This window comes from Pandoraea eparura, assembly GCF_902459725.1.
GTDB lineage: Bacteria > Pseudomonadota > Gammaproteobacteria > Burkholderiales > Burkholderiaceae > Pandoraea > Pandoraea eparura.
Window position 1 is genome coordinate 49,940 of record NZ_CABPSH010000017.1, and the last position, 12,664, is coordinate 62,603.

The 12,664-nt window shown below is 66.6% G+C and carries 11 protein-coding genes; 3 read left to right on the forward strand and 8 right to left on the reverse strand.

The genetic code is table 11. From position 1 onward, the window contains the following. Nucleotides 1-275: 275 nt before the first annotated feature. Together PEP31012_RS22230 and PEP31012_RS22235 are read right to left on the reverse strand one after the other, a co-directional pair. On the reverse strand, nt 276-2,063 hold the full coding sequence (locus tag PEP31012_RS22230) for a peptidoglycan D,D-transpeptidase FtsI family protein (protein ID WP_150591433.1): 1,788 nt from the start codon (nt 2,061-2,063) through the stop codon (nt 276-278). A 243-nt stretch (nt 2,064-2,306) separates the two neighbouring features. Further along, entirely contained in the window at nt 2,307-3,158 is an 852-nt protein-coding gene (locus PEP31012_RS22235) for a DUF3047 domain-containing protein (protein WP_246171428.1), read from the reverse strand. 151 nt (nt 3,159-3,309) lie between these two features. On the opposite strand from PEP31012_RS22235, the gene PEP31012_RS22240 reads away from it, so the two are divergent. After that, the gene (locus PEP31012_RS22240) at nt 3,310-4,668 is read left to right on the forward strand and encodes a hypothetical protein (protein WP_150591434.1); all 1,359 of its coding nucleotides are present in this window, start codon (nt 3,310-3,312) and stop codon (nt 4,666-4,668) included. A gap of 27 nt (nt 4,669-4,695) precedes the next feature. On the opposite strand, the gene PEP31012_RS22245 is transcribed toward PEP31012_RS22240, so the two are convergent. Next, nucleotides 4,696-5,226: a chromate transporter gene (locus PEP31012_RS22245; RefSeq protein WP_150591435.1), complete on the reverse strand. Its 531-nt coding sequence runs from the start codon at nt 5,224-5,226 to the stop codon at nt 4,696-4,698. Next, a complete protein-coding gene (locus PEP31012_RS22250) occupies nt 5,223-5,825 on the reverse strand; it encodes a chromate transporter (protein ID WP_246171429.1) in 603 nt (200 codons plus the stop codon). The genes PEP31012_RS22245 and PEP31012_RS22250 overlap by 4 nt, the downstream gene beginning before the upstream one ends. A 160-nt stretch (nt 5,826-5,985) precedes the next feature. Here PEP31012_RS22250 and PEP31012_RS22255 point away from each other — a divergent pair, with 160 nt between their 5' ends. Further along, nucleotides 5,986-6,909, forward strand: a complete 924-nt coding sequence (locus PEP31012_RS22255) for a LysR family transcriptional regulator (protein ID WP_150591436.1) — start codon at nt 5,986-5,988, stop codon at nt 6,907-6,909. A gap of 77 nt (nt 6,910-6,986) precedes the next feature. Here PEP31012_RS22255 and PEP31012_RS22260 read toward each other — a convergent pair whose 3' ends face one another. Both PEP31012_RS22260 and PEP31012_RS22265 read right to left on the reverse strand, forming a co-directional pair. Then, nucleotides 6,987-7,586 (reverse strand): TlpA family protein disulfide reductase, encoded by a 600-nt coding sequence (locus PEP31012_RS22260; protein ID WP_150591437.1) that lies wholly within the window; start codon nt 7,584-7,586, stop codon nt 6,987-6,989. A 26-nt stretch (nt 7,587-7,612) separates the two neighbouring features. Beyond that, nucleotides 7,613-8,770: a transglutaminase-like domain-containing protein gene (locus PEP31012_RS22265; protein WP_150591438.1), complete on the reverse strand. Its 1,158-nt coding sequence runs from the start codon at nt 8,768-8,770 to the stop codon at nt 7,613-7,615. A gap of 294 nt (nt 8,771-9,064) precedes the next feature. On the opposite strand from PEP31012_RS22265, the gene selD reads away from it, so the two are divergent. Then, complete coding sequence (gene selD, locus PEP31012_RS22270) at nt 9,065-10,144, forward strand: selenide, water dikinase SelD (RefSeq protein ID WP_150591439.1); 1,080 nt, start codon at nt 9,065-9,067, stop codon at nt 10,142-10,144. Between the two features lie 47 nt (nt 10,145-10,191). Here the strand turns inward: selD and PEP31012_RS22275 are convergent, their stop codons facing one another. Continuing rightward, nucleotides 10,192-11,022, reverse strand: coding sequence for an alpha/beta fold hydrolase (locus PEP31012_RS22275; protein ID WP_150591440.1), 831 nt, complete (start codon nt 11,020-11,022; stop codon nt 10,192-10,194). A gap of 14 nt (nt 11,023-11,036) precedes the next feature. Beyond that, complete coding sequence (locus tag PEP31012_RS22280; protein ID WP_150591441.1) at nt 11,037-12,617, reverse strand: benzoate-CoA ligase family protein; 1,581 nt, start codon at nt 12,615-12,617, stop codon at nt 11,037-11,039. Between the last annotated feature and the right edge of the window lie 47 nt (nt 12,618-12,664).

Sequence of the window (12,664 nt, forward strand, 5' to 3'; positions counted from 1 at the left end):
TCGTCCCCTCGGTGTCGTCGCATCGATTTCGCTGATGGATCGGGTTGGGGGCCGCCCGCGGTGCGACTTAACAGGCAATGGAGTGCCGCGGGCGGCCCCCAATCCGATTTGCGGCTGACGTTGGAAGCGGGCGGGCGCATCAAGGCGTACCGAGCGCAAGACGGAGCTACGGGGAGCGAGCAGAAGCTAGAGGGTGCTAACAAGCGCAACGAAACGCGACGAAACGCCGCGAAGCGGCACCGAGCGACACCAAGCGCTATCAAGCACCCGAAGCCCTATCCGTGCGACGCCGCCTTGTCATCCGGCGGCGTATCCGACGTCGGCGCGGCAAGGATCACCCCGGGCCGCACCGGCAGATCCGGACGAATCCCCAGCAGCGGCAACGCCTGCGATGCAATCTCCGCAAACGCCGGCCCCGCCGCCTGGCCGCCAAAGTGCTGCGAAGCCTTGGGCTCATCCACCGATACCGCAATCACCAGACGCGGGGCAGACAACGGCGCGATCCCCACGAACGATGCCCGATACTTCGAGTGATCGTATCCATGCGCGCCTGCCTTGTACGCCGTCCCCGTCTTGCCGCCAATACTGTAGCCGGCCACCTGCGCCGTGGTGGCCGTGCCTCCCGTATCGACCACGCCCGCCAGCATCTGGCGCATCTCCGCCGCCGTGTGCGGGTCTATCACCCGCACCCCTTCCGGCTGCACCGGCGTATCCGGCTTGATGATGGAGATGGGCACGAGCACCCCATCATTGGCAAAGATCGTGTACGCACGCGCCAACTGGAACAGCGACGCGGAGATCCCGTAGCCGTAAGCCATCGTCGCCTGCTCGATCCGCCGCCACGATTTGTACGGACGCAAACGCCCCGACACCGCCCCCGGGAACCCCAGCTTCGGCTGCTGGCCCAGTCCGATCTCGGTGAACATGTCCCACATTTCCTCGGCCCGCAACATCGTCGACACCTTGGTCATGCCGATGTTGCTCGACTTCTGAATCACCCCCGCCGCCGTCAACACGCCATTCGCGCTGTCGTCGCTGATGGTCGCGCCTTCAAAGACGTAACGCCCCGGGCCTGTGTCGATGAGCGTGGTCGGCGTGAGGCGATGCAGGTCCAACGCCAGCGCCATGGTGAACGGCTTGAGAATCGAGCCCGGCTCGAAGACGTCGGTGAACACACGGTTGCGCAATTGCTCGCCGGTCAAATGCGCGCGGTCGTTCGGGTTGTACGTGGGCAAGCTGGCCAACGCCAGTACCTGGCCAGACTTGGCATCGATGACGACCGCCATCGCGGCTTTCGCCCCCGTGCGCTCCAGCGCATTCTTCAAGGCCTCGTAAGCGATGTACTGCACACGCGTATCCAACGTCAGACGGATGTCCTTGCCATCTCGCGGCGGACTGGAATCGTCCAGGTCCTGAATGGTCCGGCCAATGCGGTCCTTGATGACGCGCCGCACCCCCGCCTTGCCCTCGAGCAAGGAATCCTCGCCCAGCTCCATGCCTTCCTGACCCTTGTCTTCGACGTTGGTGAAGCCCACCACGTGCGCCGCGACTTCGCCCTCAGGGTAGAAACGCTTGTATTCGCTGCTTTCGTAGACGCCCGGTATGCCCAAAGCTTCGACCTGCTTACCGATCTCCGGCGAGACCTGACGCTTCACATAGACGAATTTTTTCTCGCCGATGAGCTTGGTGCGCAGTTCCTTCACGGGAATGTCGAGCAGTTTGCTGGCCTTCTGCACGGCGCTGTCGGACAGGTCGTCCGGCACTTCGGCCGGCACGGCCCAGATGGTGCGCATCGGCAGACTGGTCGCCAGCACGCGGCCATCGCGATCCTCGATCTTGCCGCGCACCCCCGGCATGACGATGGCATGCTCGTATCGCTTTTCGCCCTGCGCGATGTAGAAGCTGTTGCCCGGGCCGGCAATCCAGAACGCGCGCGCCACCAATCCCATGAACGCGAGGGTGATCGTGATGACGAGGAGCTTGGAGCGCCAGATCGACATGCGCGACTGCAATACCGGACTGGAAGCAAACGTGACGTCCTTGGGCTGGCGATTCTTTTGCATGGCGCTCGCGGGGCGATGAGAGGCGTGAACAGCAATGAGCCCGTCGACAAACAATGGCTCAGATTCTAGGCGAGATAGCGTAGCATGCAAGCGACTGTTGTAATAGCGCAAACGCCCCGTCAGACGGGGCTTTCAGGGATTTTTTCGATGACTTCGGCACCGCTTTGCAAATCGGTGTCGTCAGATAAAACGCAGCACGATTGTCTCGACGGCATGCATCCCGCCATGGCGTGCCGCCCAGCGCTACTTTCCCGCACTGAAACGAACGTCGCCGTACCATGCGTGCGCGCTGCTATGCGTATTGTCGCTGTCAGTAAAGACACCATAGCCGAGCAGCTTGCCCGGCGTCTCGTGGAAGATGCGCTCGTAATCGGCCGCGACGTTGCGCGAGAAGGTTTGCCACTTGCCGAGCGACGCGTCACCGCCCGCCACCACAAGCATCTGCACGCGGTCAGTGTGCGGGTTCTGGATGACGCCGCCCGGCGCCGCATCGTTGGACCAGATGTACATCAGCGTGGCATAGGGCAAGTCGTCGCCCCCGGCCTTGGCCAGTGCCATGGCCGCCCGATCGCCGAACGGCAGCGCGGAGGCATTGCCGTCGAAGAAGAACACCAGCCGCGCCGGTGAATCTTCCTTGTCGCTCACCCGGTTGTCAGCGCCAGGGATCGCGTGGTCGACTCGCCAGCGCCATGACACGATGGGCGTCACACTCAGGTCGACGCCGTCGCTCTTGGTCATGAGCGCCGAGGCGGCATCGACCGACCGGGCCTCGATGACGTTGCGCCCTCCATCGGCGACGACGGTGTAGGTCGTGAGCTTCTTGCCGCTTACGACCGGCAAGTTTTGCCAGCCGGACGGTAGCGCATTGCCGGGCGCGGACTTCGAGAACAGGAGGGCCGCCGGCCCGGGTTCGGCCGCCCATGCCATCGCCGCGCTCAGGCCGGCGGCGACGACCGCCAGCCGGCTTATCAACGCAAGCGTCCCCACGCGCTGGGGGCCGTCACGTCGACACCTCGGGATCCACGAGAGTGCAAGTCGCCCAGGCCGCCCAAGCCAAGGGAAGCGGGATGCGGCCAACTCGGTGACGATCGACATGGAGCCTCCAGCGAATTCGGCGGCGACGCAATGCCGCCATCATCCCAGATTCGGCGTGAGGCTGTCCGACAGGGGGACGGGCGATTCCTGAAGCGGCTTGCGCACGGGCGCAGCACGATGCTCGCCTTACCGACATCAAGGAGGCGGCGACATGCCATTCGTGTCCCATGCAGCATCCCACCCCGTGAACCCATTCCTGCGCCTGGCCAACGAGGCGGTGAACTGTCTCCACAACGGGTTCCGCGGAGACTTTGCAGGTGCGGCCTCGTGTTGGCACGACAGCGCTCTGCACCACCTGTTCAACGACGCATGGCAGAGCGCGAGCCTGAGGTATCAACAACACGGCGCGGGACTCCCCGGGGCCGCTGACGTGATGTTTGCCTGTACGCTGAGCGCCGTAACGGTGGGCGCCACGTACCGATATCTGTGGCCCGAGCTGCAAGCGCTGGAGCGTGCCTGCGCCGCGGGCGAGGACGCACTGCGTGAGTGGGCGCTCGACACCGATGCACAACTGCGGCGTCGTACCGTGGAGGAAGTCACCGCCATGCGACAGTGTCTGGCGGCGTTCGACGCCACGCAGACCTCCGCCCATCCGCCCTCGCCCATGGCAGTTTCCCAACGCGCCAGCGCAACGATGCGCCGCAAGTTCGCGGAACTGCGCATCGCGGAGTCGCTGATCCTGCACGTCGCCGACGCCCCGCAAGCGACCTTGGCGCAAAGCGACCGCGTTGTCGGGCTTTGCCAGCTACTGGCCCATGGCCTGGGTTTCCGTTTGTCCGGCGCTGTCCGGCAGGCACTCAACGTGAGCGACGACCGTCCCTCGCTGATCCGCGACGATGCCGCCTTCGCGTTGCTGCGCGAACGCCTCGAACCCGACTGGCGAAACGATGTCGAGCACTCGCCGACGTTCAGCGTCCATCCGGTCGACGTTCAACTTTTCGATCCCGCGCAGACGACAGACGATCTGTCGGACGACACGCGAGACGCGCGCGAGCTGCTGACGCATCCGGAGGCCCTGCGCCGCGTTCGGTCGCGCGTCGTCGCGCTCATCGCCGCCAGCGTGCGTGAGGACTGCGGCGGCGACGGCGACTGGCGAAACCTCGCCGTGCGCGCGCTGAATACGGCCGCCGAGCGCGGGATGCCCTGCGAGCGTGTCCTCGACGCCATTGGCGTCGCGACACGCGCGAGTATCAGCGCGCGCTTCGCATGGCTTTGGACCGACGAACCCGTACCGCAGGCAGGGGATGTCGTGGTACCGACGATTCCGAGGGACGTTGCACCATGGATTGCCCGAGTGATGCTGGTGGCCGGAAGCTCCAGAAGGTCCGGAAGGGCCGGGCGGTGCACCCCATGTCCGCCGCGTCTCGCCGCGTTGGCACGCGGGGATACCCCCGCGTCACTGGTGATCGGATCCACTGACTGGATGCATCTGGTCGACGGGATCGGCGCGCTGGGCCGTGACCACTGGCACGCGACCTACGCGCAAGTGCGCGAGGCGGGCAGGGGGTGACACAGGCAGCGGGAGCGGACGCTGCCGCTATAGGTATGCCCCGCCGAGCAACCCCGCGACGCTGCCCGCGGCCAGCCACCACAAGGGATGCACGCGCGTGCGGATGGCCAGCACGGCCACGGCCGCGGTGATGCCTGCGAGCAGCCACGAGGTCGCCGACGCTTCGACGATCAGCGCCGCGCTCGCGGCGACGAGCCCCGCCGTCATCGGCACCAGGCCGGCCTGTACGAGCCGACGCCACGGCCGATCCTTGAAGCGCTCCCACAGGTGCAACGCGCCGACGGTGATGAGCGAGGACGGCCCGAACTTCGCGAGCGACGTGACGAGCATGCCCTGCCAACCGGCCACGTGCCAGCCGACGAGCGTGACGATCATGAGGTTCGGGCCGGGTGCCGCCTGCCCCAGGGCAAACAGGGCACTGAATTCCTCCGACGTCATCCAGCGATGCAGATCGACGACCTGCCGCTCCATTTCCGGCAGGATTGTGTTGCCGCCGCCGAAGGCCAGCACCGACAACTGCGAGAAGATGAGCGCGAGCGAGACGAGCGTGCCGGTCATGGCGACACCCGCGACGTGGCGTACAGGGAGATCGGCGTCATCACCAGCATGGTGAGCACGAGCGGCAGGCGCAGCACCGCGATGGCGATGAAGCACGCCGCCGCCACACACGCAAGCACCAGCGACTTGCGCAGCGGCCACGACACTTTCCACGCCATCTGGATCAACAGCCCGGCCGCGGCCGCCGCGAGCCCGGCGAAAAGGTGCCGCACGTGCGGGTCATGCTGAAAATGCTGATAGATCGTGCCCAGCGCGATGACCACCGCCGACGGCACGGCGATCAGGCCGAGGATCGACGCAAGCGCGCCGCGCCACCCGTGAAAGCGCATGCCGAGCGCGACCGACAGATTGATGATGTTCCCGCCAGGCAGAAATTGGCACAGCCCCAGCAGATCGGTGAATTCGGCGGACGTGATCCATCGATGCTTCTCGACAATCATGCGGCGCGCCAACGGCAACGCCCCGCCGAACGCCGTCATGCCCAGACCGAGGAAGCCCAGGAACAGGGCGCGAATGCTTGGGGTGTCGGCAACCGGCGGCGCCGGCGTCGTGGCGGGAGCGCCGGCGTTGGCGGGCGCGGAAGGGGCCGGAAGGCTCATGGCGGGTTCGTTCTGACATCTGGACTACGGTGGGGGGCCGCCGGACAAGCGGTGCCATCGAAGGACGGAGACACCGATGCCGCGCGGAACCCCTTGAGCGTAGGCCGATTGCGCTATATTGTCCAATATATGGAAGCGACTCGAATCATATCGAATAAATATGGCAAATATTGACGTCCGTCTGTTGCGCTATTTCATTGCGGTGGCTGAAACGGGACACATGACTCGGGCGGCCGAGCGTCTGGGCATCGGACAACCGCCGCTCTCGCAACAGATCCGGTTATTGGAAACCCAACTGGGCGTGACGCTCTTCGAGCGCTTGCCGCGGGGCATGGCGCTCACCGACGCCGGTCAGGCATTTCTGGGCGACGCGTACGAGGTCGTGCGCAAACTCGATCAGGCGGTCGATGACGTGCGCCGTGTCGCGGCGGGCATCAAGGGCCGGCTGTCGGTGGGCCTGACCAGTTCGGCGGCGCTGCACCCGTTCGTGCCGACGGTGATTCGGACCTTTCGCAACGATGCCCCCGCCGTCTCGCTGATGCTCGACGAGAGCAGTACGAGCGAGTTGCTTGACGGCCTGCGTGACGGGCAACTGGATGTCGCGTTCGTTCGTCAGCCGCAGGGGGATACCGCGCAGATTGTCTTCGTACCGGTGCTCGAAGAGCCGATGGTGCTGGCGGTGCCGTCGGCGCACCCGCTCGCCCTGACCGGGCGCGCGGGCAAAGCGGCCGTGCCGATGACGGCCATTGCCGCGCAGAAGTTGATTCTTTATCGACGCCGCACGGGGCAGGGGCTGTACGACGCCATCATCGCGGCGTGCCACGGTGCGGGCTTCAGTCCGCATATCGAGCAGGAAGCACCGCGTCTGCTCACCACACTGTCGCTCGTCGCGGCGGGACTGGGCGTGTCGGTCGTGCCCGCATCGCTCATGCGCATGCAGGTGGAAGGTATCGTCTATCGGCCGCTGGCGCCGGCGCCGCGTGCGCCGTTGTTCTGCGCTCATCGCGAAGGCGTGCTCGCCGGCCCGGCGGCCCGGCTGCTCGCGCATGTGCGCGAGGCCGCGTCGTCGATGGCGACCGGGTGACTGGGTGACGATGGATGCGGGGTGCCGATATTGTCCGTGATGTCGGTGATGTTGCCGAAGTCGGTAACGGCGCACGCTCAGGCCGTGGTGCCGCCCTTTTGCGTGAGCAGCGCTTCGATGTGTCCGTGCAAGCCCACGTCGCTCCATTCCAGCTCGCCCATGCGCCAGAAGCGCGCGTTGCCGGCCCGATCGACGAGATAGGTGGCAGGCAGGCCGAGCGATCCGAAACGCTTGTAGACGGCCCCGTCGGCATCGAGCAGCACGGTGCCGTCGATGGGCAGTTTGTCGACGAACGGTTTGACCGTCGCCAGCGACTCTTTGTAGTTCACGGCGACCAGCGCGAGGCCGCGCTGACGGTATTGACGCGCCACCTCGCCCATCGCCGGAATCTCTTCGCGGCAGGGCCCGCACCACGTGGCCCAGAAGTTGAGGATGACCACGCGCCCGCGCCATTCGGACAACGCGTGGGGGCGGCCGTCGAGTCCGTCGAGCGTGAAGGCGGGCGTGGCACCGCGCCAGGCCGAGAGCGTACCGCCAGACGTGCCCGCGAGCGCGTTGTCGTCGACTTCCGTCGCGCCGTTGACCGGCCCGGCGGCCAACGCCCGCGCGCCGGCGCCCCCCAGCGCACCGGCCGTGCCGATCGCGCCGAGGGTGTGAAGAAAATGACGGCGTTGCATGGCGGTGCGCTCCTTCGTGATTGACGTCAGGCGGTGAGTTCGCGGGCGTTCATGCGATAGCGGAAGGTGTCCGGATCGAGGCTGTCCAGCCGGGCATGCGCCACTTCGCCATTCGGATACATGAGGAACGGCACGGTGGCATCGCGTGCGTCCTGTGTGCCCGGTGCGCTCGGCAGGACGATGTCGGCGCCATGATTGAACGCGACCCAGTTCATTTCCCACTGGCCGAAGAGCATGGCGCGAGCGGCACGCACGCGCAGGTCGTCGAGCGGCAGACCGCCGGGCACTTCTTCGAGCACGACCTTGCGCACGTCTGCCGGGTCGACCGGCACCCACCCGTAGCCGGCCGCGTAGAACTCGGCGCGGCAATGCTGCGCACGCGTGACGTCGCCCGCCTTGCCCAGGCTGTTGAAGCCGCGGCGCGAGGCCGCGACGCGAACGCCATACGCGTCGCGTGCGGGAATGCCGACCGAGCGGGCAAGCGCGGTGAAGAGCGCGTTGATGTCGGCGCACTTGCCCGCGAGGTTACCCGTGGTGAGCATGTAGCGTACGTCGCCCGTGCCGCAGCCGCGCACGCTGCCTTCGCGTCGGCAGTTCTCGACGATCCACTGATAGATGGCACGCGCCTTGGCCACATCGCCGGTCTCGCCGCGCGTGATCTTCTGGGCGGTCTCGCGCACGAGGCCATCGATCGGCTGTAGCGCCGTCGGCTGGAGATACTGGCGCAACACCGCGGACGATTCGCGCGGCGCGTTGGCCGAGGGCGGTTGCGACAAGTCGACGACCCGATCGCGCGTGGTAAAGGTATTGACCAGCGTGACGGTGCGAGTGCCCTGGGCCTCCCCTTCGGGCCACGCCACCGCGAGCATCGGCACGCCGATGCCCGATGCGCCATGCACCATGCGCAACGCGGCATTCGCGCCTGGGGCCTCCCAGCGCGTGCCGAGCGCATGCTGGTAGGTGCCGGCCGGCGATATCGCCACCGGCAGCCAGACATTGGCCGGGCCTCTCCCGGCGGGCAGATCGACACGCGTGGTCAGCGCGAACGTGCGCCAGCCGTCGGCGGCGCCGGGCGACGGCGCATCGCTCGGCGCGGCCTGCGCTGTCGAGGGAACGAGCGAAGTGGACAGGAGGGAAGCGGGCAGGGCGCAGGCGCCCAGCGAGAGGAAGCGGCGGCGTTGCATGGTGGGGTCCCCTTATGCGTCAGCGCTCACAGCGCATGGTGGTTAGGGTGTTGCGATGCGGCAGCAATGGCGTCCCCCCGATGCCGGGACGCGGTGAATCGGTCGCCTTGCACCATCGACCGCCATTTCGAGACAAATCGATGCACAAAAGCTGCTTCATAATACGTCGACTTTTGGCAAACTGTCGTCATTCCGGGCGCGCCGAGTGCGAATATCTCGCCGGCGACACGTCGAACGGGGCTGCCACACGCCTTGTGACGGGTTCCCGGCCATTCGCAACGAACACCCAAGACCATGACCGCAATCGATGCAACCCAAGCGGGCGCCGCACCGGCCGCTCCGCGTCTGACTTCGCTCTCGCACGGCGGCGGCTGCGGCTGCAAGATCGCGCCGGGCGTGCTCTCCGAACTGCTCGCCCGCAACGACACGCCCCTGCCGGCCCCGGCTGCGCTGCTCGTGGGCACGGAAACCTCGGACGACGCCGCGGTCTACCAGCTCAACGACGAGCAGGCCATCATCGCGACGACGGACTTTTTCATGCCGATCGTCGACGACCCGTTCGACTTCGGCCGCATCGCCGCGACCAACGCCCTGTCCGACATCTATGCGATGGGCGGCAAGCCGATCTTTGCATTGGCCATCGTCGGCATGCCGATCAACGTGCTGCCGCGCGAGACGATCCGCGAGATTCTGCGCGGCGGCGAATCGGTCTGCGCCGAGGCGGGCATTCCCATTGCGGGCGGGCATAGCATTGATTCGGTCGAGCCGATCTACGGCCTCGCCGCACTCGGGGTGGTGCATCCGAAGCGCCTGAAGCGCAACGCCGATGCCCAGGCGGGCGATGTGCTCGTGCTTGGCAAGCCGCTCGGCGTGGGTGTGATGTCGGCAGCGCTCAAGAAGCACCAACTGGACGACGCCGGCTATCGCCGCATGATCGACGCCACGACGCGCCTGAACCGTGTCGGTCCGGCGCTGGCGGCATTGCCCGGCGTGCATGCGCTCACGGATGTGACGGGTTTCGGGCTACTCGGCCACACGCTCGAAATGTGCCGCGGTGCGAATCTGGCGGCGTATTTGCGCATGTCCGACGTGCCGCTGCTCGACGGCGTGCGCGAACTGGCCGACCAGGGATGCATTACCGGTGCGTCCGGCCGGAACTGGGCGTCCTACGGCGCGTCGGTCGAGTTGGGCGAGCGACTGACGACGCGTGATCGCGATCTGTTGTGCGACCCGCAGACGGCAGGCGGGCTGCTGGTGTCGTGCGCGCCCGGCGCGGTCGACGACGTGCTCGCGGTGTTCCGCGCCGACGGCTTTGACGAAGCCGCCATCATCGGCGCCATGCGTCCGGGCACGCCCGGTGTGCGGGTGCTCTGACGGGCATCGTCGCAACGGGGGCCCCCTCGGCGGGGGCATCCGCCACGTCAGGCGGCTTGACGGTCCGCTGACGGAGAATGACGGCTGACGAACGCGATGATGGCCTCGCCGAGGGGCGCGGGCGCATCGCGATGCGGCGAATGTCCGCACGCCGGCAACTTCACCACGCTCGCATGCGGCACGTGCGCGGCAATGCTGTCCATCTGGGCCATCGTGCCGTATTCGTCGTCCTCACCCTGGATCGCGAGCAGCGGCTTCGAGATGCTCGCCACCGCGCCCACCAGGTTCCACTCGCGAAACGCCGGGTCCAGCCAGATATCGTTCCAACCCCAGAACGCCGAATCGACATCGTCGTGATAGCGGCCGAGCTTCGCGCGAAGCTCGGTCGTCTCGTACAGGGTCTTCGTCTTTGCGATGCTCTGCACCGACAGATCCTCGACGAACAGGTGCGGCGCGAGCACCACCGCACCGGCGAGCCGGTCAGGGAACGCGGCGCTGAACAGCAGCGAGATCGAGCCGCCGTCGCTGTGGCCGACCAGCCACACGCGCTCGGCCTGCTCGGGGCCGATGCCGAGCGCATCGAGAAATGCGGGCAGCACTTCGCGTGCCTGACGGTGCATGAAGTCGACCGGCCACTTCTCGCCGTGCGCGCGCGGCGTGGAGCGGCCGTAGCCGTTGCGCGAATACACGAGGCCACGAAAGCCGCCCGCGTCGCACAACTGCTGCGGCCAGTCCTTCCACATGGCGACAGAGCCCAGCCCCTCGTGCAGGAAGACCAGCAGCGGGGCATCGGCAAGCTCACGGTTGAGCCATTGGTATTCCAGCGAGAGCGGACCGTGCGAGGCCGTCTCGATCCGGGCAAACTGTACATCCGACATCGTTCTGTCGTCTCCTAAAGCAACTCGCGCAGCTTGAAGCGCTGCACCTTGCCCGTCGCCGTCTTCGGCAGATCGTCGACGAACACCAACTCGCGCGGGTATTTGTGCGGGGCGAGGCGCGCCTTGACGAAGGCCTTCAGCTCGGTGGCTATCTCGTCGGTCGGCATCACGCCGGGTTTGAGCACGACAAAGGCTTGCGTCTTGGTCAGGCCATTGTCGTCGCGTCCCACGACCCCGGCCTCGAGCACTGCATCGTGCTGCATGAGCACCATTTCGACTTCGATGGGCGAGACGTACTGGCCGCTGACCTTGAGCATATCGTCACTGCGTCCCGCGTAGACGTAATACCCATTGGGCAGTCGCTGGTACTTGTCGCCGCTCTTGAGCCATTCGCCGAGGAACGTTGCGCGCGACTTGTCGCGATTGCACCAATACATGAGCGCCGCGCTCGGGCCTTTGATGTACAGATCGCCAATCTCGCCGTCGGGTACGGGGTGGCCGTCTTCGTCGCGCAACGCCACGGCGTAGCCCGGCACCGGTTCGCCGGTCGTTCCGTAGGCGACCTGGCCGGCACGATTCGACAGGAAGATGTGCAGCATCTCGGTCGAGCCGATGCCGTCGAGAATCTCCGCACCGAAATGCGCCGTGAACCGCTCGCCGATTTCGCGCGGCAGCGCTTCGCCGGCCGACGTGCACAGGCGCAACGCCACGTCTTCACGGGCGGGCAGGTGCGGCGAGGCGAGCAGATTGGCGTAGAGCGTCGGCACGCCGTAGAAGATCGTCGGGCGATGCTCGCGAAGCCGCTTTGCCACGGCTTGCGCCGTCGGGCGCTCGGCCATCAGCACGACGGTTGCGCCGACCGAGAGCGGGAACGTCAACGCATTGCCCAACCCATAGGCGAAGAAGAGCTTCGCCGCCGAAAAGGCGATGTCGTCTTCGCGAATACCGAGCACGTGACGGCCATACGTCTCGGCCGTCCAGTACAGATTGGCGTGCGTGTGGACGGTGCCCTTGGGCTTGCCGGTCGAACCCGACGAGTAGAGCCAGAAGGCGATGTCGTCGCCGTCGGTGGCGGCGGGCAGCGCGCTTGGCGGGCCATCGACGAGCGCATCGAAGGTCGGCAGGGCGCTGGCGGCGCCCGTCTCGGACGCGATCGGTCGCGACACGACGCATGGCGGCGGCGCTACCCCCTCGGCCAACTCGGCCACCTTGTCGAGCGCGGCCTGGACGGTCGGCATCAGTGCGCCGGACGCGATCACGAGCTGCGCCTTGCTGTGCGCGATCATGTAAGCGTAGTCGTCGGCCGTGAGCAACGTGTTGACGACCACGGGCACCACGCCCGCGTAAAGGGCGCCGAGGAAGGCGATCGGCAGGTCGATGGTGTCGAGCATGATGAGCAGGATGCGCTCTTCACGATGGATGCCCGCGCGCGTGAGGCCAGTCGCGAAGCGTCGGCTTTGCTCGGCCAGTTCGCCGTAGGTGAGGGCGCGCGTGTCGTCCAGATAGGCCGTCTTGGCAGCGCGAGCGCGGTTGAGCGCCTCCAGATGCGCGGCGAAGTTGAAGTTCGCCGGCGGTGGGGTGAGTACGGCTTCCATGGTGTCTCCGGTGGATCACCGCACGGCGCACGCAAGCGAGGCGTGGA

What these genes read in the sequence shown, in the direction of transcription:
- PEP31012_RS22230 (WP_150591433.1), bottom strand. Translation starts at nt 2,063, where the DNA reads ATGCAAAAGAATCGCCAGCCCAAGGACGTCACGTTTGCTTCCAGTCCG.
- PEP31012_RS22235 (WP_246171428.1), bottom strand. Translation starts at nt 3,158, where the DNA reads ATGTCGATCGTCACCGAGTTGGCCGCATCCCGCTTCCCTTGGCTTGGG.
- PEP31012_RS22240 (WP_150591434.1), top strand. Translation starts at nt 3,310, where the DNA reads ATGCCATTCGTGTCCCATGCAGCATCCCACCCCGTGAACCCATTCCTG.
- PEP31012_RS22245 (WP_150591435.1), bottom strand. Translation starts at nt 5,226, where the DNA reads ATGACCGGCACGCTCGTCTCGCTCGCGCTCATCTTCTCGCAGTTGTCG.
- PEP31012_RS22250 (WP_246171429.1), bottom strand. Translation starts at nt 5,825, where the DNA reads ATGAGCCTTCCGGCCCCTTCCGCGCCCGCCAACGCCGGCGCTCCCGCC.
- PEP31012_RS22255 (WP_150591436.1), top strand. Translation starts at nt 5,986, where the DNA reads ATGGCAAATATTGACGTCCGTCTGTTGCGCTATTTCATTGCGGTGGCT.
- PEP31012_RS22260 (WP_150591437.1), bottom strand. Translation starts at nt 7,586, where the DNA reads ATGCAACGCCGTCATTTTCTTCACACCCTCGGCGCGATCGGCACGGCC.
- PEP31012_RS22265 (WP_150591438.1), bottom strand. Translation starts at nt 8,770, where the DNA reads ATGCAACGCCGCCGCTTCCTCTCGCTGGGCGCCTGCGCCCTGCCCGCT.
- selD (WP_150591439.1), top strand. Translation starts at nt 9,065, where the DNA reads ATGACCGCAATCGATGCAACCCAAGCGGGCGCCGCACCGGCCGCTCCG.
- PEP31012_RS22275 (WP_150591440.1), bottom strand. Translation starts at nt 11,022, where the DNA reads ATGTCGGATGTACAGTTTGCCCGGATCGAGACGGCCTCGCACGGTCCG.
- PEP31012_RS22280 (WP_150591441.1), bottom strand. Translation starts at nt 12,617, where the DNA reads ATGGAAGCCGTACTCACCCCACCGCCGGCGAACTTCAACTTCGCCGCG.